Here is a 22,922-nt window from a genome sequence, read left to right as displayed (position 1 = left end):
TCAGGCGGCCGGGTGCCGGGCCGCCGACCGCCGTCCGCCGCGAGGTGCCGCGACGCCCGGCCACTCGGGCGCGGACGCGGGCAGGACCCCGGACCGGGGGCATACGTGGAGGGCCGCCTCCTCGTGCGGCAGCCGTACGGTTCTCGCCCAGGACATCCCGGTCCGCTCCATCACCCGGCGGCAGGCCAGGTGGGTGGCCCCGCGGCGGGCGCGGCTAACATCCCGTGTGACCGAAACGACCGAACCGCCCGGGCGCCGCGCCCCCATATTCGCCGACCTCACCCCGCTGCGGCTCTCGCCCGACTACCGACGGCTCTGGTTCGGGAACACCGTCTCCTGGATCGGCCAGGGCATGACGTCGCTGGCGGTCTCGCTCCAGGTCTACGACATCACCGGGTCCGCGTTCTCCGTGGGGCTCATCGGGTTCTGCTCACTGGTGCCGCTGGTCGTCTTCGGGCTCTACGGCGGGGCCGTCGCGGACACCGTCGACCGGCGCAAGCTCGGCCTGTTCAGCGCCGCCGGGTCGTTTCTCCTGTCCGTCGTCCTGGTGGCGGCGACGGCCGTGGGCATCGAACGGGTCGGGCTGCTGTACGCGGTCGTCGCCCTCCAGGCCGTCTGCTTCGCCCTCAACGCACCGGCCCGCTCCTCGATGATCGCCCGGCTGCTCCCGGCCGAGCAACTGCCCGCCGCCAACGCGCTGAACTCCATCACCAGCACGACGGGCATGCTCGTCGGGCCGATGCTGGGAGGCCTGATCGTCGGCTGGTGGGGCTACCGCTCCGCGTACACCGTGGACGCCGTCTGTTTCACCGCCTCCCTGTACGCGATGTGGCGGCTGCCCTCCATGCTGCCCGAGCGGCAGGACGGCGGCACGGGGAAGCGGGCCTCCGTCCTGGACGGGCTGCGTTTTCTCGGGACCCGGCCGAACCTGCGGATGACCTTCTTCACCGACCTGTGCGCGATGGTCCTCGCCCACCCCCGCGCCCTCTTCCCGGTCGTCGCCGTCCTCTGGTACGGGGGTGACGCCCGGACCGCCGGCCTGCTCGTCGCCGCCCCGGCCCTCGGCGCGCTGCTCGGCGGCGTGTTCTCCGGCTGGCTCGGCCGGATCCGGCGGCACGGGCTCGCGATCCTGCTGGCCGTCGGCTCCTGGGGCGTCGCCATCGCCGTCTTCGGGCTCACCCGCAACCTCTGGCTGGGGCTGCTGTTCCTGGCGCTCGCCGGATGCGCGGACACCATCTCCATGGTCTTCCGCAACACCATGCTCCAGGCAGCCGTGCCCGACGAGATGCGCGGCCGGCTCCAGGGCGTCTTCATCGTCGTCGTGGCGGGCGGCCCCCGCCTCGGGGACTTCCTGGCAGGCTCGGTGGCCGACCTCGCCACCCCGGCCGTCGCCGTCACCGGCGGCGGCGTCCTGTGCGTGACCGGCGTGGCCCTGCTCGCGCTGAAGTGGCGCGCCTTCGCCCGCTACGACGCCCACGACCCGCAGCCGTAGGCCGCAGCGGTGAGCGGCCCCGGCCCGACCGGGCGCCGCCCGCTCAGCTCACGATCGAGCGGGCGAACCCGAGCTCCAGCAGGTCCTGCGGGCGCAGCCGCAACTGGTCGGCGGTGGCGCCGGTCTCCGACGGCGGCCGCTTGAGGATCGCGGCGGCCAGTTCCGGGGCGATGACGGAGAAGTAACTGTCCGCCGTGACATGGGTGTTGTCCGGCGCCGCGAGGGCCAGCGCCCCGCCCGAGCCGCCCTCGCCGATCACCAGCGTCGTCACCGGCACCCGGGCCGCCGCGACGGCCGCGAAGGCGTCCGCGATGGCCGCGCCCGCGCCCGCCCGCTCCGCCTCGGCGTCGTTGGCCGCGCCCGGGGTGTCGACGAGGGTGAGGACGGGGACGCCGAGCCGGTCCGCCAGCCGGATGGTCCGGGCCGCCGCGCGGTACCCGGCCGGGCGGGTCGGCGTCCCGCACTGGGCGACGTACGCGACGGGCAGCCCGTCCGCGCGCAGCCCGAAGCCGCACAGCAGCCCCGGGTCCGTACCGCCGCACCGGTCCCCGTGGAGCGGAAGCCGTACGGCGAAGTAGTCGGCCAGATAGGCCTCAGCGCGGGGCCGCAGCGGATCGCGGGCCGCCGCCACCGCCTCCCGCCCGGTCTCCGGAAGCCGGGCCGCCGACCGTGCGCGGGGCAACGGGGCGGCGGGGAGCGCGTCGGGTGCGTCGGCCCGGGGCGCGCCGGTCACCGCGTGCGGGTCGGGCCGGGGCATGTCGGCCACCGCGTGCGGGCCGAGCGCGCGCAGCCAGTGCGTCACCGCCCGGGCCAGCTCGCCGGGCGGGACGACCGCGTCCACCTGGCCCGCAGCGAACTGCCCCTCCGCGCTGTACGCATGGGGATCCGCGTCCGCCGGCCGCACCCGGGAACCGGCGAAGCCGACCTGCGCGCCCGGCAGCGCCAGCACCACATCGGCGCCCGCCCCCACCGTGGCCCAGCCGCCGCCGGTCGTCGGGTCGCGGACCACCGCGATCTGCGGGAGCCCGGCCGCCCGCAGCCGGGTGGAGGCGGCGGCCACCCGCTGGAGCTGGGTCAACGCGACCATGCCCTCCTGCATCCGGCTGCCGCCGGTCGCGACGAGTGCGAGCAGGGGCAGCCGCCGGGTCAGGGCCAGCTCGTACGCGGCGGCCAGCCGGTCGCCCGTAGACCGGCCCAACGAGCCACCCAGGAAACCGAATTCGAAGGCGAGCAGCACGCACGCGCGGTCGCCGACGACCCCGGTGCCGTACACCACGGACTCCTCCTCGCCGGTCCGCGTCGCGGCCCGCTCCCGCGCCGCGTCGTACCCCGCCCAGCCGAGCGGACCGTCCGGCGGCAGGGGGTGCGACGACGGGCGGTGCTCGGTGAAGCCCGCCGCTCCGGTGAGCAGCGCGATCGTCTCCCGGGCCGTAGCCCGGGCGGGGGAGTCAGCGGGCATGGAGCGACCTCTTCATGATCTTGCCCAGGTCGTTGCGGGGCAGGGTGTCCAGGTAGTGCACGGTGCGCGGGCGTTTGTGCGGGGCCAGCTGGGCCGCCACATGGTCCGCCAGCTCCTCGGCGGCGGGCGGGGAGCCGGGGTCGGCCGCGACCACCCAGGCCACGACCCGTTCGCCCAGGTCCGGGTCCTCCTCGCCGGTCACGGCGGCTTCCCGGACGCCGGGGTGCGCGAGCAGCACGTTCTCGATCTCGCCCGCGCCGATCTTGTAGCCGCCGCTCTTGATCAGGTCGGTGGCCTTGCGCCCGACGATCGTGACGTAGCCGTCCTCGTCGACCGTGCCGACGTCCCCCGTACGGAACCAGCCGTCCGCCGTGTGCGCTGCGGCGGTGGCGTCGGGCCGGTTGAGGTAGCCGGTGAACAGGTTCGGGCCCCGGACCTGGATCTCACCGATCGCCCCGGGCTCGCCGAGCACCGTGCCGTCCTCCTCCGCCAGGCGCAGCTCCACCCCGGCGAGCGGCGGGCCCACCGTGCCGGGGCGCGGGGCGTCGTCCGCCCGGATCCCCGTATTCATCAGGGTCTCCGTCATCCCGTACCGCTCGATCACCCGCCGCCCGGTCGCCGCCGCGATGCGTTCGTGGTCGTGCACGGGCAGCGCCGCCGAGCCGGAGACCAGCAGCCGGGCCCCGGCCAGCGCCCCGGCCAGCGCCCCGGCCAGGGCGTCCCGTCCGCCGCCGTCCGCCGGGGAGCCGTGTCCGCCCCCGCCCGCCGGGCCGTCCAGCACCTCCGCCAGCCGGTGGTACATCGTCGGCACCCCGAACAGCATGGTGCCGCCGGAGGCCAGCTCACGGGCCACGCCCTCGGGTGAGAACCTCCCCAGGTGGCGGACGGAGCCGCCGCGCCGCAGCGGCCCGAGGACGCCCAGGATCAGCCCGTGCACATGGAACAGCGGCAGCGCGTGGACCAGGACGTCGTCGCCGGTCCACCCCCAGGCGTCCTCCAGAGCGTCCAGCGACGCGGCGACGGCCCGTCGGGACAGGACGGCGCCCTTGGGCGGGCCGGTGGTGCCGGAGGTGTAGACGATCAGGGCGGGGGACTCGGGGTCCTCCTCGGCCGGAGGGCCCCCGCCCGCCGTGGCCGTCGGCTCCTCTTCGGCCGGAGGGCCCTCGCCCGCCGTGTCCTCCACGAGAGCGCCTGCCGCCCGCGCGTCCACGGTCACGCGCCGCAGCTTCGCCAGCGCGGGCGGCAGCGCGTCGTCCGGTCCCGCGAGTACGGCCGTGGGTGCGCTGTCGGCCAGGATGTGCGCCAACTCGCGCTCTCCGGTACGGGGGTTGAGCGGCACGGCCGGGACTCCGGCCCGCAGCGCCGCCACCACCGCGATCACCGTCTCCGGTGTCGGGGTGGCCCAGACGGCGACCCGGCCCGCGTCCGCGATGCGGGCGGCGAGCGCGTCGGCGGTTCCGGCCAGCCGGCCGTAGGTCAGGGACAGGTCACCGAAGCGGACGGCCTCCCGGGAGGCCGCCGGGCCGGTGGAGGACTGGAGCGCGGGAAGAAGGAGGGTCACGCCCGGAAGCCTAAGGGCTGTCCCCGCCCGGACCCGGATGGCGACGAGGGCGGCGTCGCCCGGCTTGGTTTCCGGACAGCCCGTGCCGCCCTCCGCATTGCTGCACGGAGCACCCAATCGCAATTTTGACACGACCTTGACAAATTAATTTTGCGTTGCCAGCATGCAAAAAGCCTCCCAGTAGGGAGAGTTGGAGCGCTCTCTCCAAGAAAAAAGCTGCCTGCGGCCTGCATCGGCGCAGTCGTCGTACGTCTGCACATCGCACGTCTGCACACGCACGTCTGCACACGCACGCCTGCACATCACACGTCTGCACATCGCATGTCGTACGTCCCGTGCGCCGGGAACCGTACGCCGCAAAGCGCGACAGCGCCTTGCCTGAGGGGCCCCACGTACCGTCAGGAAGGAACGACCATGTCACCCGCACCCCCACGGTGGTCCAGACGCGCCACCGCGCTCGCCGCACTGCTCGCGGCCACGCTCGCCGTCCCCGCGGCGGGGCCGGCCGTCGCCGCCGACCCCGAGGCCCGCGCCCCGCGCGTCGCGGCCGACATCCCCGCCGCCGACTACCAGCAGGTCCAACTGGCCCTCGGCGGCGCCGAACTGGGCGAGGCGATGTCGCTCGCCGTGCTGCCGGACCGGTCCGTGCTGCACACCGCCCGCGACGGCACGGTCCGGCTGACCAACGCCGCCGGGGCGACGAAGACCGCCGGGAAACTCGACGTCTACACCCACGACGAGGAGGGCCTCCAGGGCATCGCCGTCGACCCGGGCTTCTCGGCGAACCGCTTCGTCTACCTCTACTACTCGCCGGTCCTGAACACCCCGCCGGGCGACGCCCCCACCACCGGATCCGCCGCCGACTTCGAGGCGTGGAAAGGGCATCTGAACCTCTCCCGCTTCGTCCTCAGGGCGGACGGCACCCTCGACACCGCCAGCGAGAAGGTCGTACTGGAAGTCGCGAGCGACCGGGGCCAGTGCTGCCACGTCGGCGGCGACATCGACTTCGACGCCGCCGGGAACCTCTACCTCACCACCGGCGACGACACCAACCCCTTCGAGTCGGCCGGCTACGCCCCCATCGACGAACGCACCAACCGCAACCCGCAGTTCGACGCCCAGCGCTCCTCCGGCAACACCAACGACCTGCGCGGCAAGCTGCTGCGGATCAAGCCCACCGCGGACGGCGGCTACACGATCCCGGCGGGCAACCTCTTCGCCCCCGGCACCGCGAAGACCCGCCCCGAGATCTACGCGATGGGCTTCCGCAACCCGTTCCGGATGTCCGTCGACAAGAAGTCCGGAGCCGTCTACATCGGCGACTACGGCCCCGACGCCGGCGGCACCGACCCGGCCCGGGGACCCAGCGGCCAGGTCGAGTTCAACCGGGTCACCCAGCCCGGCAACTTCGGCTGGCCGTACTGCACGGGCACCAACACGCCCACGGAGACGTACGGCGAGTACGCCTTCCCCAGCGGCCCGTCCGCCGGCAAGTACACCTGTGCCTCCGGCCCCGCCAACAACTCCTTCCGGAACACCGGCCAGGCCACGCTGCCTCCGGCCCGGCCCGCCTGGATCCGGTACGCCGGTGACGCGGGCTCCCCGCCGGAGTTCGGCGGCGGCTCGGAGTCCCCGATGGCCGGACCCGTGTACAACTTCGACCCGGACCTCGACTCGGCCGTGAAATTCCCCGCCTCCCTCGACGGCCGCTTCTTCGCCACCGAGTACGGCCGCAAGTGGATCAAGCCGGTCGAGATCGAGGCTGACGGATCGCCCGGAACCATCGACACCTTCCCGTGGACCGGCACCCAGGTCATGGACTCCGCGTTCGGACCCGACGGCGCGCTGTACGTCCTCGACTACGGCACCGGCGCGAACAACCAGGCCCTGTACCGCGTCGAGTACCTCGCGGGCAACAACCGCTCCCCGGTCGCCAGGGCCGCCGCCGACAGGACCACCGGACCCACCCCGCTCGCGGTCTCCTTCTCCTCGGCCGGCAGCGCCGACCCCGAGGGCGGAAACCTCAGCTACGCCTGGGACTTCGGCGACGGGACCACCTCCACCGCCGCCAACCCCACCCACACCTACACCACCGCCGGGACCTTCCGCCCGACGTTGACCGTCACCGACCCCGCAGGGCTCACCGGCTCCGCGAGCCTGGTCGTGACGGCGGGCAACAGCGCTCCCACCGTCACGCTCAACACCCCCGCGGACGGCTCGCTCTTCTCCTTCGGCGACTCCGTTCCCTTCACCGTGAGCGTCAGCGACCCCGAGGACGGCACGATCGACTGCTCCAAGGTCAAGGTCACCTACCTCCTCGGCCATGACAGCCACCGCCACCAGATCACCTCGAAGAACGGCTGCTCCGGCACCATCGACGTCCCCGTCGACGGGGAGCACGACACCGCCGCCAACATCTACGGGGTCTTCGATGCCGAGTACACCGACACGAGCGGGCTCACCACGCACAGCGACTCCGTCCTCCAGCCGCGCCACCGCCAGGGCGAGCACTTCGCCGCCCACAACGGCATCCAGGTCGCCCCGCACGGCCCCGCCGAGGGCGGTGCGACCGTCGGCTACACGGACGACGGCGACTGGGTCTCCTTCACGCCGTACGTCCTGTCCAACGCCACCTCCATCACCGCGCGGGTCTCCTCCGGCGGCGCGGGCGGCACCCTGGAGGTGCGGGCCGGCTCCGCCACCGGGACGCTGCTCTCCTCGCTCGCCGTCGCCCCGACGGGCGGCTGGGAGAACTTCGTGAACGTCACGGCGGACGTGAACAACGCCCCCGCCGGGACAACCGAGCTGTTCTTCGTCTTCAAGGGCCCGACAGGCCGGGGCAGCCTCTTCGACCTGGACGCCTTCACGTTCAACACGCAGGGAGCGCAGGTGGACCACCGATGAGACGATCCCGCGTACGCCGCCTCGCCTGCGCAGTGGCCCTCACCCTCGGGGCGGCCTTCCTGAGCCCCGGAGTGCAGAGCGCGGCAGCAGCCGACCCCTACCAGGTCCTCGTCTTCTCCAAGACTGCCGGATTCCGGCACGACTCCATCCCGGCGGGCATCACCGCCCTTCAACAGCTCGGCGCGGCCAACGCGTTCACCGTGACCGCCACCGAGGACGCGACCGCCTTCACCCCGGCGAACCTCGCCGGGTACGAGGCCGTCGTCTTCCTCTCCACCACCGGCGACGTCCTGAACGGCACCCAGCAGAGCGCCCTCAAGGGGTATGTGGACGGCGGCGGCGGATTCGTCGGCGTCCACGCGGCGGCCGACACCGAGTACGACTGGCCGGAGTACGAGGACCTCGTCGGCGCCTGGTTCCGTAGTCACCCCGCGATCCATGAGGCCCGCCTCACCACCGAGGACCACGTCCACCCGGCGACCGCGCACCTGGACGACACCTGGACGCGGACCGACGAGTGGTACAACTACCGCTCCAACCCCCGCTCCGACGTCCACGTCCTCCAGTCCCTGGACGAATCCAGCTACAGCGGCGGCGAGATGGGCGGCGACCACCCCATCACCTGGTGCCACCAGCAGCAGGAGGGCCGCTCCTTCTACACCGGACTCGGCCACACCATCGAGTCCTTCGCCGACCCCGACTTCCGCCAACTGCTCCTCGGCGGCGTCCAGTACGCGGCCGGAGCCGTGGAGGCCGACTGCGGTGCGGGCGGACCGGGCCCGGGCGGCGACAGCGCGGAGGCGGAGGCGTACACCTCCTCCTCCGGCGTCCAGAGCGCCGCCCACGGCTCGGCGAGCGGGGGAGCCACCCTCGGCTACATCGACCACGGCGACTGGGCGGGCTACTCCGCACTCGACACCGCCGGGGCCACCGCCTTCACCGCCCGGGTCTCCTCGGCCGGCGCGGGCGGCACCATCGAGGTCCGCTCCGGCTCCGCCACCGGGCCGCTCCTCGGCTCGGCGTACGTCGCCCCGACCGGCGGCTGGGAGACCTTCACCGAGGTCACCACCACCCTGACCGCCGGAACAGGCCCGCTGTTCCTGCGGTTCACCGGGGGAGCCGGCGCCCTCTTCGACATCGACCGCCTCACCCTGACCCGCGCCCCGGCCACCGAGGACGAGGGCTCGTCCAACGTGCACCTCTTCTACTACGCCTGGTACGGCACCCCCGAGGGCTCGGGGAGCTGGCGGCACTGGCAGCAGGGCGGCCACACCCCGCCGGACTCCATCGGAGCCGACCTCTACCCGAAGCTCGGCCCGTACGACTCCGGGGACATCACCGGAGCCGTCGACCAGCACATGAAGTGGATCCAGCGGTCCGGCGCGGGCGTCATCGTCTACAGCTGGTGGGGGCAAGGGGGATACGAGGACTCCCTCGCCGGTGACGTCATGGACGCCGCCGCCCGCCACGGCATCGAGGTCGCCTGGCACATCGAGCCCTACAGCGGCCGTACCGCCGAATCCGTCGTCGACGACATCGCTTATCTGGAAGGGAAGTTCGGCGACCACCCCGCCTTCTACCGGGACGCGGCGAACGGCGACCGCAACGCCTACTACGTCTTCGAGAGCCTGAGGATCCAGGACTGGTCGGCGCTGGACGCCGTCAAGGACACCGCCATCGTCCTCGCCCAGACCACCGACACCAGCAAGGTCGACCACTTCGGCGGGATCTACACCTACGACGGCATCGCCGGGGCCACCGCGCCCGGCTGGAAGAACGCCGGCGACTACGCCAAGGCCAACGGCCTGGTCTGGGCCCCCTCGGTCGCCCCCGGCTACCTCGACGACCGGGCCGTGCCCGGCAACACCACCCCCACCCTGGGCCGCGCGGACGGCGCCTCCTACGACCTGGAGTGGAACAACGCCCTCGACCCGGCCATCGGCGGGAACCCCACCTGGGTCTCCGTCACCTCGTTCAACGAGTGGCACGAGGGAAGTTCCATCGAACCGGCCTCCTCCAGCCCGCCCCCGGGCCACGGCTACGAGACCTACGAGGGGGCGTACGGCAAGACCGGTGAGGCCGCCGAGACGGCCTACCTCGACCGGACCGCGTACTGGGCGGACCGGTTCGAACAGCAGCTCCGGCAGCGCGGCTGACCGCACCGGAGCCCTCGCGCGGACGGCCGCGTTCCGGCGGGAACGCGGCCGTTCCGATGCTCTCTCCCTGACCGGCTCCTGCCGCGACCGGGTCTCTCCGTTGCGAGGCCTCACTCCTCGCGCTGGACGGTCCGCATCCGCCCGTACGCGTACACGCACCCCGCCAGCGCCAGATCGGACAGCAGCATGAAGCCGATCGCGTAACTGTCCTTGGCGCTGTAGATCGCGCCCATCACCAGCGGCGGCACGAAGCCGCCCAGCCCGCCCATCGCCCCGACGATGCCCGTCACGCTGCCCACCTTCGGCTGCGGCGTCACCTGCGAGACCAGGGCGAACACACTGCCGCTCGCGGTGCCGAGCCCGGCCGCCATGGCCAGCAGCGCGATCGTGCCGACCGGGTTCAGCGGCGGCTCGAAGGCCTGCACGATCGCCATCAGCGCGGCCAGCAGCAGGGCGACCGAGGTCACCAGCGCCGGGTGCGCCCGGTCCGAGAGCCAGCCGCCGATCGGCCGGAAGACCACCGTGACCAGGGCGAACCCGGCCGCCTTGGTGCCCGCCTCGGTCGGCGACATCTCGTACCAGGTCTTCAGATACGTCGGCAGATACACCCCGAACGCCACGATGCCGCCGAAGCCGATCGCGTACAGGGCCGACAGCTCCCAGGTCACCCGCAGCTTCCCGGCCTCGCCGAGCCGGTGCGCCAGCGTGTCCGTGGGGACCTTCCGGCCGGGGTGGTCGCTGACCAGGACGGCCGCCACCAGCGCGTACACCACCAGTGCCCCCGCGACCACGAGGAACGGCAGATCGTCGCCGTGCTTCGCGATGCGCGGCGTGAAGTAGCCCGACAGCGCCACCCCGCCCATGCCCATCCCGAACACCCCCAGGGCGAAGCCCCGTTTGGCCGGCGGGAACCAGGAGTTGACCAGCGGAACGCCGATCGCGAACGTCGTCCCGCCGAGCCCCAGGAGAAAGCCGACCGCGAGCATCGCCCCGTAGGAGTTCTTCGCCGGGATCAGCAGCAGCACCGGCACGATCGTCAGCGCCGACACGAGCGGGAACATCAGCTTCGCGCCGTACTTGTCCGTCAGCGCCCCCACCGGGATCCGGCCCAGCGACCCCACGAGCACCGGCACGGCCACCAGGAAGGACTGCTGGAACGAGCTGAGCCCCAGCCGGTCCTTGTACTCCCCGGACATCGGCGCGATCAGATTCCACGCCCAGAAGGTCAGCGCGAAGCCGACCGTCGCCAGGACGAGATTGCGGTACGCGGCCGACGGAGGTGCGGCTGCCGCCGGGACGGGCGGCTCGGGAGACTGCTTGGCGGAGGTGTCCACCCGACCAGTCAAGGGCGCGGGACGCCGCACGGCCCGCTGGGCTGCGCCGACCGGGGGGACAGCGGGGCCCGGGGCACCCGGCGGTCTCCGGCGGTCTCCGGCGGTCTCCACCAGCCGATACTGCCATGAACTGGGACAATCACGGTATGGATCGGCTGGACAGGGAAATCCTCGGCATTCTCCAGGAGGACGCGCGGATCTCGTACCGGGATCTGGGCGTACGCGTGGGGCTCAGCGCCAACGCGGCGGGCGACCGCGTCCGCCGGATGCGCCGCGACGGGGTCATCCGGGGCTTCACCGTCATCGTCGACCCGGCCGCCGACACCCGTTCGGGCCTGGTTGTCTTCATCGATGTGACGTTGCGGCTCGACACGACGAACGAGGAGTTCGAACGCTCGGTGCTGATGCTGCCCGGAATCACGGAGGTGGTACACGTGACGGGCGGCCACGACTACCTCGTACGGGCCACCGTCGCCGACCCCGGGGCGCTGGACACCCTGCTGCGCCGGCTGAAACGGGAGGCGGGCATCGCCCACTCCAACACCCGGATCGCCCTGCGGGCGGCCCCGAAGCACTGAGCCGCCGGAGCCGCCGGAGCCACCGGGGCCGCCGGGCCGCCGGGCCGCCGGAACCACCGGAGCCACCGGGGCCGCCGGGCCGCCGGGCCGCCGGAACCACCGGAGCCACCGGAGCCGCCGGAGCCGCCGGAGCCGCCGGAGCCGCCGGAGCCGCCGGAGCCGCCGGAGCCGCCGGAGCCACCGGAGCCACCGGGGCCGCCGGGCCACCGGGGCCGCCGGGTCAGGCCGGGGTCTGCCAGGTCACCGTCGTCGGACGGCCGTCCTCGCCGCGCCCGTCGTCCGCGACCACCAGCCGCACCCCGGTCCGCCCGTCCGGCAGCCGGACCGTGGCGTCCACCTCCACCTCGATGGCCGACACCCCGGGCCTGCGGTGCGCGGCGGCCAGCGCCCCGCGCAGGGCGGCCAGCAGCTGCCGCCCCGTCTCCTCGTCCACCAGCGCGTCCACCGCCCCGGCGAACCGCACCGACGGCGGGAAACCCAGCAGGGCCGCCGCGCCCCCGGTCTCGCGCAGCACCCGGCCCCGGAAGGTGCTCGGGGCCCCGGCCGGCGGCTGCTGGAGCGCGAAGATCGCGGTGCGGACCTCCTGGATGGTGGAGTCCAGCTCGTCCACGGCCCGCCCCAGCAGCTCATCGGTCTGCGTCTCTACGCTGCCGCCGGTCTCCGCCTCTGAGCCGCCGGCCTCCTCCGACGCCGCCCGGCGGCGGGTCGACTCCAGCATCATCTCGGTGGCGAAGAGCCGCTGGACCACCAGATCGTGCAGGTCACGGGCGATCCGGTCACGGTCCTCGTACACCGCGAGCTGCTCCCGGTCGGCCTGCGCGTCCGCCAGCACCAGGGCCAGCGCCGCCTGCGAGGCGAACTGGGTCGCCAGCAGCCGGTCCATCTCCGTGTACGGCCGCTCGCCGCGCCGCCGGGGCAGGGCGAGCGTGCCGATGAGCCGCCCGCCGCTCTGGAGCGGCAGCATCATGCTCGGTCCGAAGCGGGAGCGTACGCCGGTGGTCATCCGGGGGTCGGTGGCCGAGTCCTCGACGAAGACCGGTTCGCCGCCGAGCAGCTGCACCAGCACCGCGGAGCCGGGCTCGATCACCGTGCCGACGATGCCCGCCGGATCGTCCAGGGTGGACGCGGTGACGATCTCCATCCCGCCCTCCTCCGTCGGCTGGAGGATCACCCCGGCCGACGCACCCGCCAGCACCCGGGCCCGCTCGGCCACCGTCATCAGCGCGTCGGCCGCGTCGGTACCGGTCAGCAGGGCCGTGGTGACGGCCGCCGCCCCCGCGATCCAGCGCTCGCGCTGCCGGGCCGTCCCGTACAGCCGGGCGTTGCCGATCGCGATGCCCGCCTGGGCGGCGAGGACCCGCAGCAGGGCCCGGTCCGTGTCACTGAACGGCCCCGACGGCTTCTCGGCGAGACAGAGATGCCCGAAGACCTCGGTATGGACCAGGATCGGCGCCCGCAGGAAGCCGCGCGCCGGGGGACCGCCGGGGGGACGCTCCTGCCGGTCCTCCTCGACCAGAGCGGCCTCGACCAGGGCGGCCGGCCCCCCGGAGGAGTCGTCCGGCAAGAGGTCGAGGTGCTGCCGCTCCGCCTCCGTCATCCCGGCGGTGTAGAGCTCCTCGACCCGGTCGCGGTCCGGGTCCAGCACACCGAGCGCACCGTGGCGGGCCCCGGTGAGGGCGGTGGAGGTGTCCACGATCTGCTGGAGGGTGGAGCCCAGCTCCAGGTCGCTGCCGACGTCGAGGAGCGCCTCCAGGAGCATCGGCAGCCGCCCGGCGTCGGCCGGGCCGGGCTCCACGGGCCCCTTCACAGGCTCCGCCCGCGTCGGCCGTTCCACCACCCCGTCCCTGCCGACGCGCTCACCCCGCCAGCGGGTTGAGGACCATCGGCTGGATCTTGCCGTCCAGCATCGCGCCCAGACCGAGCACCGAGCAGACGTCGGGACGCTCCGCGATGTGCACCGGCATCCCGGTCGCGTCGCGCAGCATCTGGTCGAGGCCCGGGAGCAGCGCGCTGCCGCCCACCATCATGATGCCCCGGTCCGCGAGGTCGGCCACCAGGTCCGGCGGGCAGTCGCGGAGCACCTTGCCCACCCCGTCGAGCACCGCGGTGAGCGGCGTGTGGATGGCCTGCCGTACGGCGGCGGTGTCGACCTGCACAGAGCGGGCCAGCCCGGTCGCCACGTCGCGACCGTGGATCTCGGTGAGGGCGGGGCCGGTCAGCTGGAGGCCGTTGCCGTGCAGCGCCAGTTGGAGCGGGCGCACGGACTGGCTCGGGAGCACCAGCTCGTGGTGCTGGCGCAGGTGTTGGATGATCGCCTCGTCGATCGCGTTGCCGCCCACCGGGATCCGGACGGCGGTCACGATCGAGCCGAGCGAGAGCACCGCGATCTGGGTGGTGGCGGCCCCGCACACCATGATCATGGTCGCGGTCGGCTGCTCGACCGGCAGCCCGCAGCCCACGGCCGCCGCGATCAGGGTGTCCACCAGCTCGACCCGGCGGGCGCCGAGCCCGACCAGGGTCTCCACCGTGGCGCGCTGGGCCAGCGGGTCGGCCTCGTGCGGGGTGCAGGCGGCGGCGCGCAGCCGGGGCTTGCGGCGCAGTTGACGGCGGAGCTTGTCGCCCAGCAGATGGCGCAGCATCCGCTGGGCCATCTCGATGTCGACGACGGTGCCGCCGGAGACCGGGCGGGCCACCCGGATGTAATCGGGGGTGCGACCGGTCATCTGCTCGGCGAGCGCACCGACGGCGATGAGGGAGCCGGTACGGGTGTTGACGGCGGCGACGCTCGGTTCGTCGACGACGAGGCCGAGCCCCTTGACGTACACCCGGGTCCTCGCGGCCCCGAGATCGACGGCGACGTGGCAACGCTGCAACTGCTCAAGGCTGACGGTCACGGCGATTCTCCCGAGCGCGCGGATGGAGGGGGGCACCGGCGGCAGCCGGTATCTCTCTTCACAACTTTGGCGCTGTCCGGCCCGTCGCGCGCGTTGGGATGAGCCGGAAGGGGGGGAGGAGCTGACGACACCTCAGCTCAACGGCCCGGTAGCAGCCGCTGGAACAGGCCCCAGGTGAACTCCGCGACCCGCTCCCCGCCGGTGGCCGGGTCGGTGACGGCCAGCGACCACCGGGTCGGGGCGCTGCCCTCCATCGGCCGGGCCGGGGGGAAGGCGCGGGCCGCCTCGTCCACGGTGCACGACCACGGGAGCAGCGCGTCCGGAGAGGTCAGCTCCGGTCCGGCCGCGCCCGGGGCCCGCACCAGCCACTCGTTCCACACGGCCCCGCCGGGCCCGGCCATCACCTCGAACCGCAGGTCGGGCCAGAGCGGCACCGGCCACAGCAGCGCCTCGCACTCCAGCTCCCCGACCCGGCGCGGCAGAATCGCCTCCGGTTCGCCGAGCACCGAGCGGTAGCGCCGCAGTGACCCTCGCCCCCGGGGCGCCCGGACCATGGCCTGCCAGCGGCGGTTGGCCTCCCGCATGTCGGCGAGCGAGGCGCTCAGTTCCTGCCGGGCCTGGTCGACCAGGTCGGGCTGGTGGTCGGCCATCCGGCGCAGCAGGACGAGCTGGAACTGGAGGGGGCCGAAGGGGGCGGGAGCGGTCATGCCGCCCATCCTCCCGCGTGTCAGGCGTATCGGACCGGCCGTCACCCGAATCAGCGCTTCCTCACACGATCCTCACCTGTGCGGCTTCCCTGGTTCTTCCGCACCCGCCTAACCTGCGGGCGCCATGGATTACTGCCACCCGTGCCGACGGCATCTCAACGGAGCCCTGGCCTGCGCCGGGTGCGGTACGCCCGCCGAGGCACTGGGTCCCTTCGCCGTGCCCACCCCGGACGTGCGTGACGCGTCCGGCGGGGCCGCACCGCCGGACGGGACGGCCGCGCCTGCCGGCGAGGGAAGCCCCCGACGCGATGCCCGACGAGATGCCCGACGCGCCGCCCGACGCGATGCCCGGCTGGACGCCCGACGCTATGCCGGAGGTCGCCCCGACGGCCGCCCCGACGGCCGCCCCGCGTCGCGGCGGCGGGCCCGCGGTGGTCATCGTCGGCGCGGCCGGGCCGTCCTGCTCGGCGCGCTCGGGCTGCTCCTCGCGGCGGGCGCCCTGAGCCTGGCGGAACTGGCCAGGGAGCCCGGGCGGGACGACACCGCCGCCGACTACGTACGCGAGTCGCCGTCCGGCCCGTCCGGGGCCGCGCCCGAGGAGTCGTCCGCCGACGAGCCCCGCGATCCCGGCCCGGCCGGGTCCCGGCCCGGGGCGGCCACGGGCTCCGCGACGGACGCCTCACCGGCCGGCACGCGCCGAGGGAACCCCTCACGCCCGCCGAGCCCCGATGCCTCGCGCACCGACGGGCCCACCGCCTCCCCGGACCCCGGCGACGCGGACGCCGCCTCCCCGGACCCCGGCGACGCGGGCCCCGACGGCGCGGACCCGTCCGACGCCCCCGACCGCCCGCCCGCCGATCCGCCGGAACCGGACGATCCGCGGGAGCCGACCACCGCGCCCGCACCCCCGTCGCCCCCGGCGGAACCGACACCCGCCCCGACGCCGTCCCCGACCTGCACCCGCTTCCTGTGGTGGTGCACGTAGGCGGGACTTTCGAAACTCGCCCTACAGAGCGTCCTCGCCCAGCATCCGGCGCAGCAGGTCCCGCAGGACCGTGCGCTCGGCGTCGGAGAGGCCGGCCAGCGGTTCCCGGGCGAAGTCCAGCGCGTCCCGCAGCTCACGGGCCGTGCGCCTGCCCTTCTCCGTCGCGGCGGCCAGCTTGATCCGCCGGTCGGCCGGATCGGGCCTGCGCTCGACCAGCTCCCGGGCCTCCAGCCGGTCGACGATCCCGGTGATGTTGGACGGCTCGCACTTCAGCCTGAGGGCGATCTTCCGCATCGGCAGGGGCTCCAGCGAGAGCAGCCCGAGCACCCGCGCCTGCGCTCCGGTGAGGGAGTGCTCGGTGGCGGCCCGGTCGTACTCCTCGTGGTAGCGCGCCACGACGGCGCCGATGAGCTCGACGACCTCGAGGGTCAGGTGGTCTGTGCGAGTGGCCATGGGGCACAGCGTACCGATTTACTTGACATCATGAAATATTCAGGAGCATGGTTGTTTCATGTCATGAAGCTTTTCGCGCCACCGGGTGCGGAAGCACACCCCCTCGTATGACATTGAGGAGAACCCGAGCCCATGTCTGCAGCACTTCCCACGTCCAGCCGTGAATGGCACCTGGTCGCCCGCCCGCACGGCTGGCCCGAGGCCGAGGACTTCGCGCTGCGCGAGGCCGAGGTCGCCGCTCCGGCCGAGGGCCGCGTCCTCGTCCGCAACAAGTACTTCTCGGTCGACCCGTACATGCGCGGCCGGATGAACGACGTGAAGTCCTACACCCCGCCCTTCCAGCTCGACCGCCCCATGGACGGCGGCGCGGTCGGCGAGGTCATCGCCTCCAATGCCGAGGGCTTCGCCGTCGGCGACCACGTCCTGCACGGCCTCGGCTGGCGCGAGATCGCCGACGTGCCCGCGAAGCACGCGGTCAAGGTCGACCCCGACCTCGCCCCGCTCTCCGCCTACCTCGGCGTGCTCGGCATGACCGGACTCACCGCCTACGCGGGCCTGTTCGACGTCGCCTCCTTCAAGGAGGGCGACGCGGTCTTCGTCTCCGGCGCGGCCGGCGCCGTCGGCAGCCAGGTCGGCCAGATGGCGAAGCTCAAGGGCGCCTCCCGGGTCATCGGCTCCGCCGGCTCCGACGAGAAGGTCAAGCTCCTCACCGAGGAGTACGGCTTCGACGCCGCGTTCAACTACAAGAACGGGCCCGTCCGCGACCAGCTCAGGGAAGCCGCCCCCGACGGCATCGACGTCTACTTCGACAACGTCGGCGGCGAGCACCTGGAAGCCGCGATCTCCTCGTTCAACGTGCACGGCCGCGCCACCATCTGCGGAATGATCGCCCAGTACAACGCGACCGAGCCGACCCCCGGCCCGAGCAACATGGCGCTGATCATCGGCAAGCGGCTGCGCCTGACCGGCATGCTCGTCGGCGACCACGCCGACCTCCAGCCCCAGTTCGTCCAGGACGTCGCCGGCTGGCTGGCCTCGGGCGAGCTGAAGTACCAGGAGACGAAGGTCGAGGGCATCGAGAAGGGCTACGACGCGTTCGTCGGGCTGCTGCGCGGTGAGAACACCGGGAAGATGATCGTCTCCCTGGCCTGACCCGCTCCCTGCCGGTCGCGGTCACGCGTTAGGCTCGTCCGCAGGCCGTCGCGATCCGTGGGCGCGAGTCGCGGCGCACCAACAGGAGGAATCCTCACACCATGACCATCCAGAAGATCGACGTCGCCTACACCGCCGTCGCCACCGCCGAGAACGGCCGCGACGGACGGGTCTCCTCCGACGACGGTCAGCTCGACGTCGTCGTCAACCCGCCGAAGGCCATGGGCGGCAGCGGCGCGGGCACCAACCCCGAGCAGCTCTTCGCGGCCGGCTACAGCGCCTGCTTCCAGGGCGCGCTGGGCGTCGTCGCCCGCCAGGAGAAGGCCGACATCTCCGGCTCGACCGTGACCGCCTCGGTCTCGATCGGCAAGACCGAGGCCGGCGGCTTCGGCCTGGAGGTCGCGATCAGCGCCTCCATCCCGAACGTCGACGCCGCCACCGCGCAGGCGCTCATCGAGAAGGCCCACCAGGTCTGCCCGTACTCGAACGCCACCCGCGGCAACATCAACGTCGCGCTCTCGGTCGCCTGACCACGTAGTCGCCGACCACGTAGTCGCCGACCACGGAGTCACCTGACCACGGAGCCGCCGACCACGGAGTCGCTGACCACAGCGCCGCCGCCGTCGTCGAAGGCGGCACCGCGTGAGGACCGCACCCCGCCCCGGGTGCGGTCCTCACCGCCTTCCCCCGCCAGTACGCTGACGCCCATGAGTGATCTCGGGGCGGGTTTCGGCTACTTGATGAAGGGGCAACGCTGGGTTGCCCAACACGGACGATGGTTCGGCTTCGGGCTGCTGCCCGGACTCGTCACCCTCGTCATCTACGCCGGAGCACTGATCGGACTCGGTTACGGAGCCGACGACCTCGTCGGCTGGGCGACCCCGTTCGCCGACGACTGGTCCTCGCCCTGGCAGGGAATCCTGCGCACCGGGCTGACCGCTCTCGTCTTCGTCCTCGGCCTGTTCCTCGCGGTCATCACCTTCACCGCCGTCACCCTCCTGGTCGGCCAGCCCTTCTACGAGTCGCTCTCCGAGGAGGTCGACCGCAGCGAGGGCGGCGACGTCCCCGAGTCCGGACTGCCGCTCTGGCGGGAACTGTGGATCTCCGCCCGCGACTCCGTGCGCATCCTGCTGCGCGTCGCCCTGTACGGGATCGCCCTCTTCGCCTGCGGTTTCATCCCCGTCATCGGGCAGACGGTCGTCCCCGCGATCGGCTTCTGCGTCTCCGGCTACTTCCTGGCCGAGGAGCTGACGTCCGTCGCCCTCCAGCGCCGGGGCATGGTCCTCAAGGACCGCCTCGTCCTGCTGCGCGGACGCCGGATGCTCGTGCTCGGCTTCGGCGTCCCGCTGACCCTGGCCTTCCTCATCCCCGTCGTCGCGGTGTTCCTGATGCCGGGAGCCGTCGCCGGGGCCACCCTCCTCGCCCGCGACCTGGTGGACCCGGACGCGGCGGCGGACCCGGGCCCCGGGCCCGGCACCGCCGACAGCGGCGACGCACCGGCTCCCCGGGCGTGGTCCGCGTGACCGAACTGCTGGCGGTCGCCGCCATCACCGTCCTCGCGGTCATCTCGCCGGGCGCCGACTTCGCCATGGTCGTGCGCAACAGCTATCTGTACGGCCGCACCACCGGCGTCCTCGCGGCCACCGGCGTCGCGGCGGGCGTCCTGGTCCACGTCACGTACACGATGCTCGGCGTCGGGCTGCTCATCGCCTCCTCGACCGCCCTGTTCACGGCGGTCAAGCTGGCGGGCGCCGCCTATCTGATCTACATCGGGGTGCGCACCTTCCTGGCCCGCGCCGACCTCGACGTCGACCTGACGGACCGGCCGGGCCTCTCCCCGTTCGGGGCGTTGCGCAGCGGCTTCCTGACCAACGCCCTCAACCCGAAGACGACCCTGTTCGTCGTCGCGACCTTCACCCAGGTCGTCGGGCCCGACACCGCCCTGTGGCAGCAGGCGGGTTACGGCCTGTTCATGTCGGCCGCCCACCTCGGCTGGTTCGCCCTCGTCGCGCTGTTCTTCTCGCACTCCCGGCTGCGCGGTGCGATGCTGCGCCGCCAGAAGGCCCTCAACCGCTCGATCGGCTCGGTCCTGGTCGGCCTCGGCGTCACCCTGGGCCTGGCCCGCTGAGCGGAGCACCGAAGGAGGAGAAGGTCTCGACGCACCGACGAAGCCGAGGTCTCGGCGTACCGACGACGCGGAGGCCTCAGCGCACCGAGAACGCGTACTCGGTGCGCGAGACGAACTCCTCGCCCGGCCGGAGCACCGTGGAAGGGAACTCCGGCCGGTTCGGCGAGTCCGGGAAGTGCTGGGTCTCCAGCGCGATCCCGGCACACGGCCGAAACGGCCGCCCGTCGAAGTGGTCGGCCGTGTACAGCTGGAGCCCCGGCTCGCTCGTCCGCACCGTCAACACCCGCCCGGACGCCGCGTCGTACAGCTCGGCGGCGACCCCGTCCGGCTCCTCGGCCCCCTCCTCCGGCTCTGCCAGCACGAAGTTCTGGTCGTAGCCCGCGCCCACCGCCCGCATCCCCCGGAAGTCGAACCGGGTCCCGGCCACCGGCAGCAGCTCACCCGTCGGCACCGACGCCGCGTCCACCCGGGTCACGTGTTCCGCCGCGATCCGCAACTGCTGCCCGAGCGCGCTCCCGCTGTCCGCGCCCGCCAGGTTCCAGTACAGGTGGCTCGTCGGGTTCAGGACGGTCGGGGCGTCGGTCACCGCCCGGTAGCCGAGCCGCAGCGCCCCTCCGGGCCCCAGGGTGTACGTCACCGAGAAGTCGAGCCGCCCCGGGTACCCCTCCTCCCCGTCGGCCGAGACCAGGGAGAGCCGCACCCCGTCCGGGACCGCCACCGCGTCCCACACCCGCTTGTCGAAGCCCCTGGCCCCGCCGTGCAGATGGGTCCCGCCCTCGTTGGGCGTCAGGCGGTGCGTGCGCCCGTCCAGGACGAACGAAGCGCCCCCGATCCGGTTCGCGTACCGCCCGACCACCGCGCCGAAGTAGGGGGCCGGGAACTCCTCGTAGCCCGCGACGTCCGGCAGCCCGAGCGCCACCGGGGCCCGGGACCCGTCCCGGCCCGGCGCCTGAACCGACTGCACGATCGCCCCGTAGGTCAGGACCCGCACCCGGACCCCGTCCCGCTCCAGCGTCCACCGGCGGACCGGCGACCCGTCCGCGAGAGCGCCGAAATCTTCCGTGTACGTGGCCGTATCCGCGCTGGTCGTCATGGTCACCGACCCTACGCGGGCGGCAAGGGGGTGACCAGCGGATCAGGGCCGGGTCCGCGACGTCCGGCACGGCACCTCGCGGCGTTGCCGAAACGCCCGAATCGCTCCGCGATGAGGACGTTCCCGCGCCTTGCGACGCACCGCACCGGACGCCGCGGCCTGACCGGCCCTGATCCGCCGGTCACCCCCCGGCGGCCGTGATGTTGCGGTAGGCGATCTCCGCCAGCCGGGCCTGGCCGTCGCGGCTCGGATGGAACCAGTCCCACTGGCTCAGCTGCGTCCCGGTGAAACGGAAGTCGAACACCGCCCCGCCGTCGTACCGGCAGTACCGGTCCTTCGCGCACACGTCCCGCAGCACCCCGTTGTACGCGACCACCCGCTCCCGCACCGCGTCCCGCCGGGCCACGGCCGCCGGTCCCAGATCGTCCGCGTCGGCCAGCATCGACCGACAGATCCCGAGCTGCCAGATCTTCTTGCCCAGCTCGTTCTCCCGCCCCGTCGACCAGAGCCGCTTCAGGTCCGGCACGCTGGAGACGTACACCTGCGCCTTCGGGGCCCCGTCCCGCAACTGCCGCATCGACGCCTCGAACGACGCCCGGAAGTCCGCGACCGGCGTCATCAGCCGCACCGAGTCCCGGCACGCGTCGTTCGCGCCCGTCATCACCGTCACCAGCTCCGGCCGCTCCTTCGCCGCCCGCGCCATCTGCTCGGGCAACTGCACCATCCGCGACCCCGACACCGCGTGGTTCCAGCTGCGGTCCGCCGCCCGGGACGGGCCGAGCAGCCGGACCGCGAGACTGCGCACCGCGTCGTCCGAACCGGTCGCCCATGACACCTCGGGACAGTCGGCCAGCACCGAACACGCGTCGAAGCCCCGGGTGATCGAGTCCCCGACCGCCGCGACCGACCCGGGCCGGGGGTTCCAGTCCGGGGTGGGGGAGGGGGACGGCGAGGCACCGCGCGTGGCCGCCGGCGCGTTCCGCGACACGCCGCCCTCCGCCTCGTCGGAGCCGCACCCGGCCAACGCGGCGACGCCGACGCAGGCGAGCGCCGTCAGCGCGGCGGCAGTGGTACGCATTCGTGGGCGTGTCGCACGCTCCGGCATCACTCGGATCCCCTCCGGTCCAACCCTGGCCTATGCCTCTGGACATGCCCCCGGCAAGCACACGATCCCCAGGTCGGGGCTCTGCGCGCCCTGCCGGGTGAAAGCCGGCGAATCAGGGGCCCGAGACCGACGGTACGTCACACGGACGGCCCCGGCGCACGGTAGCTTTTCCCCGTCGAACCAGTGGCGTCCCGCCCGCCCGCGCACACGCGGGCGGCTCCGGTACATTACGTCACGTCACATACTGTCCCTTTTCAGGAGATTAACTCCCGATGCTGTTTACTGATGACAACCTCGGGAACCGGCCGGAAAGAGGCGGTACGGGCGCGAGGCAGCTGGGGAAGGCGTACCTCGTCCCACACGGGAGGTTCCGGTGACGACACGTGGAGTCCTGTACGTTCACTCCGCACCGCGCGCGCTGTGCCCACATGTCGAGTGGGCAGTGGCGGGCGTCCTCGGGGTACGGGTCCAGCTGGACTGGATCAGACAGCCGGCCTCGCCCGGCACCTGGCGGTCCGAATTCTCCTGGAAGGGCCGCGCCGGCACCGCCTCGCAGCTCGCCTCCGCCCTGCGCGGCTGGGACCTGCTGCGCTTCGAGGTGACCGCCGAGCCGTGCCCCACCGCCGAGGGCGAGCGCTACAGCTCCACCCCCGGCCTCGGCATCTTCCACGCCGTCACCGGCATGCACGGCGACATCCTGGTCCCCGAGGACCGGCTGCGGGCCGCGCTGGCCCGGTCGGTGCGCGGCGAGAGCGACCTGGAGACCGAGATCGCCGCCCTGCTCGGCAAGCCCTGGGACGACGAGCTGGAGTCCTTCCGGCACGCGGGCGAGGGAGCCCCGGTCCGCTGGCTCCACCAGGTGGTGTGACCCGGGGCTCTGCCCCGGACCTCGCTCCTCAATCGCCGGAGGGGCTGCATGCG

21 protein-coding genes are annotated in these 22,922 nt (G+C 73.2%); 10 read left to right on the top strand and 11 right to left on the bottom strand.

Annotation, left to right across the window (positions count from 1 at the left end):
• Complete coding sequence (locus ACH4KB_RS07295) at positions 1–156, bottom strand: hypothetical protein (protein ID WP_398064473.1); 156 nt, start codon at positions 154–156, stop codon at positions 1–3.
• A gap of 70 nt (positions 157–226) precedes the next feature.
• On the opposite strand from ACH4KB_RS07295, the gene ACH4KB_RS07290 reads away from it, so the two are divergent.
• Positions 227–1,492, top strand: coding sequence for an MFS transporter (locus ACH4KB_RS07290; RefSeq protein WP_398064471.1), 1,266 nt, complete (start codon positions 227–229; stop codon positions 1,490–1,492).
• A 43-nt stretch (positions 1,493–1,535) separates the two neighbouring features.
• On the opposite strand, the gene ACH4KB_RS07285 is transcribed toward ACH4KB_RS07290, so the two are convergent.
• Both ACH4KB_RS07285 and ACH4KB_RS07280 read right to left on the bottom strand, forming a co-directional pair.
• Entirely contained in the window at positions 1,536–2,951 is a 1,416-nt protein-coding gene (locus ACH4KB_RS07285) for a carboxyl transferase domain-containing protein (protein ID WP_398064469.1), read from the bottom strand.
• Positions 2,941–4,512 carry an acyl-CoA synthetase gene (locus tag ACH4KB_RS07280; RefSeq protein WP_398064467.1) on the bottom strand — a complete coding sequence of 524 codons (1,572 nt, stop codon included), beginning with the start codon at positions 4,510–4,512 and terminating at the stop codon, positions 2,941–2,943. Before ACH4KB_RS07280 ends, ACH4KB_RS07285 begins: the two co-directional genes overlap by 11 nt.
• 414 nt (positions 4,513–4,926) lie before the next feature.
• On the opposite strand from ACH4KB_RS07280, the gene ACH4KB_RS07275 reads away from it, so the two are divergent.
• Both ACH4KB_RS07275 and ACH4KB_RS07270 read left to right on the top strand, forming a co-directional pair.
• Positions 4,927–7,416, top strand: coding sequence for a PQQ-dependent sugar dehydrogenase (locus ACH4KB_RS07275; RefSeq protein ID WP_398064465.1), 2,490 nt, complete (start codon positions 4,927–4,929; stop codon positions 7,414–7,416).
• Positions 7,413–9,572: a ThuA domain-containing protein gene (locus tag ACH4KB_RS07270; protein ID WP_398064463.1), complete on the top strand. Its 2,160-nt coding sequence runs from the start codon at positions 7,413–7,415 to the stop codon at positions 9,570–9,572. The genes ACH4KB_RS07275 and ACH4KB_RS07270 overlap by 4 nt, the downstream gene beginning before the upstream one ends.
• 110 nt (positions 9,573–9,682) lie before the next feature.
• Here the strand turns inward: ACH4KB_RS07270 and ACH4KB_RS07265 are convergent, their stop codons facing one another.
• A complete protein-coding gene (locus tag ACH4KB_RS07265) occupies positions 9,683–10,906 on the bottom strand; it encodes a nitrate/nitrite transporter (RefSeq protein ID WP_398064461.1) in 1,224 nt (407 codons plus the stop codon).
• Positions 10,907–11,052: 146 nt separating this feature from the next.
• On the opposite strand from ACH4KB_RS07265, the gene ACH4KB_RS07260 reads away from it, so the two are divergent.
• Positions 11,053–11,484 carry an Lrp/AsnC family transcriptional regulator gene (locus tag ACH4KB_RS07260; protein WP_018958355.1) on the top strand — a complete coding sequence of 144 codons (432 nt, stop codon included), beginning with the start codon at positions 11,053–11,055 and terminating at the stop codon, positions 11,482–11,484.
• Positions 11,485–11,704: 220 nt separating this feature from the next.
• Here ACH4KB_RS07260 and ACH4KB_RS07255 read toward each other — a convergent pair whose 3' ends face one another.
• The 3 genes from ACH4KB_RS07255 to ACH4KB_RS07245 all read right to left on the bottom strand — a co-directional run bounded on the left by ACH4KB_RS07255 (position 11,705) and on the right by ACH4KB_RS07245 (position 15,085).
• Positions 11,705–13,243 (bottom strand): GAF domain-containing protein, encoded by a 1,539-nt coding sequence (locus tag ACH4KB_RS07255; RefSeq protein WP_398064686.1) that lies wholly within the window; start codon positions 13,241–13,243, stop codon positions 11,705–11,707.
• A 97-nt stretch (positions 13,244–13,340) separates the two neighbouring features.
• Positions 13,341–14,378, bottom strand: a complete 1,038-nt coding sequence (locus ACH4KB_RS07250) for a rod shape-determining protein (RefSeq protein ID WP_398064459.1) — start codon at positions 14,376–14,378, stop codon at positions 13,341–13,343.
• Between the two features lie 137 nt (positions 14,379–14,515).
• On the bottom strand, positions 14,516–15,085 hold the full coding sequence (locus ACH4KB_RS07245) for a hypothetical protein (protein WP_398064457.1): 570 nt from the start codon (positions 15,083–15,085) through the stop codon (positions 14,516–14,518).
• Between the two features lie 124 nt (positions 15,086–15,209).
• Here ACH4KB_RS07245 and ACH4KB_RS07240 point away from each other — a divergent pair, with 124 nt between their 5' ends.
• A complete protein-coding gene (locus ACH4KB_RS07240) occupies positions 15,210–16,070 on the top strand; it encodes a hypothetical protein (RefSeq protein ID WP_398064455.1) in 861 nt (286 codons plus the stop codon).
• 21 nt (positions 16,071–16,091) lie between these two features.
• On the opposite strand, the gene ACH4KB_RS07235 is transcribed toward ACH4KB_RS07240, so the two are convergent.
• A complete protein-coding gene (locus ACH4KB_RS07235) occupies positions 16,092–16,523 on the bottom strand; it encodes a MarR family winged helix-turn-helix transcriptional regulator (protein ID WP_398064453.1) in 432 nt (143 codons plus the stop codon).
• A 132-nt stretch (positions 16,524–16,655) separates the two neighbouring features.
• Here ACH4KB_RS07235 and ACH4KB_RS07230 point away from each other — a divergent pair, with 132 nt between their 5' ends.
• Positions 16,656–17,675 (top strand): NADP-dependent oxidoreductase, encoded by a 1,020-nt coding sequence (locus ACH4KB_RS07230; protein WP_398064451.1) that lies wholly within the window; start codon positions 16,656–16,658, stop codon positions 17,673–17,675.
• Between the two features lie 101 nt (positions 17,676–17,776).
• Positions 17,777–18,205 carry an organic hydroperoxide resistance protein gene (locus ACH4KB_RS07225; protein WP_069754619.1) on the top strand — a complete coding sequence of 143 codons (429 nt, stop codon included), beginning with the start codon at positions 17,777–17,779 and terminating at the stop codon, positions 18,203–18,205.
• Between the two features lie 38 nt (positions 18,206–18,243).
• On the opposite strand, the gene ACH4KB_RS07220 is transcribed toward ACH4KB_RS07225, so the two are convergent.
• A complete protein-coding gene (locus ACH4KB_RS07220; protein WP_398064449.1) occupies positions 18,244–18,384 on the bottom strand; it encodes a hypothetical protein in 141 nt (46 codons plus the stop codon).
• Here ACH4KB_RS07220 and ACH4KB_RS07215 point away from each other — a divergent pair.
• Both ACH4KB_RS07215 and ACH4KB_RS07210 read left to right on the top strand, forming a co-directional pair.
• Positions 18,383–19,198 carry an EI24 domain-containing protein gene (locus ACH4KB_RS07215; RefSeq protein WP_398064447.1) on the top strand — a complete coding sequence of 272 codons (816 nt, stop codon included), beginning with the start codon at positions 18,383–18,385 and terminating at the stop codon, positions 19,196–19,198. The genes ACH4KB_RS07220 and ACH4KB_RS07215 overlap by 2 nt on opposite strands.
• Entirely contained in the window at positions 19,195–19,803 is a 609-nt protein-coding gene (locus ACH4KB_RS07210; RefSeq protein WP_073742187.1) for a LysE family translocator, read from the top strand. Before ACH4KB_RS07215 ends, ACH4KB_RS07210 begins: the two co-directional genes overlap by 4 nt.
• A gap of 76 nt (positions 19,804–19,879) precedes the next feature.
• On the opposite strand, the gene ACH4KB_RS07205 is transcribed toward ACH4KB_RS07210, so the two are convergent.
• The gene (locus tag ACH4KB_RS07205; RefSeq protein ID WP_398064445.1) at positions 19,880–20,896 is read right to left on the bottom strand and encodes an aldose epimerase family protein; all 1,017 of its coding nucleotides are present in this window, start codon (positions 20,894–20,896) and stop codon (positions 19,880–19,882) included.
• A gap of 181 nt (positions 20,897–21,077) precedes the next feature.
• Complete coding sequence (locus tag ACH4KB_RS07200; protein WP_398064443.1) at positions 21,078–21,974, bottom strand: SGNH/GDSL hydrolase family protein; 897 nt, start codon at positions 21,972–21,974, stop codon at positions 21,078–21,080.
• Between the two features lie 400 nt (positions 21,975–22,374).
• Here ACH4KB_RS07200 and ACH4KB_RS07195 point away from each other — a divergent pair, with 400 nt between their 5' ends.
• The gene (locus ACH4KB_RS07195) at positions 22,375–22,869 is read left to right on the top strand and encodes a DUF3145 domain-containing protein (RefSeq protein ID WP_398064441.1); all 495 of its coding nucleotides are present in this window, start codon (positions 22,375–22,377) and stop codon (positions 22,867–22,869) included.
• Positions 22,870–22,922 lie beyond the last annotated feature (53 nt).

This window comes from Streptomyces sp. NPDC017520 (assembly GCF_044329855.1).
Classification (GTDB): Bacteria; Actinomycetota; Actinomycetes; order Streptomycetales; family Streptomycetaceae; genus Streptomyces.
This window is presented reverse-complemented; position numbering and strand designations above follow the sequence as displayed.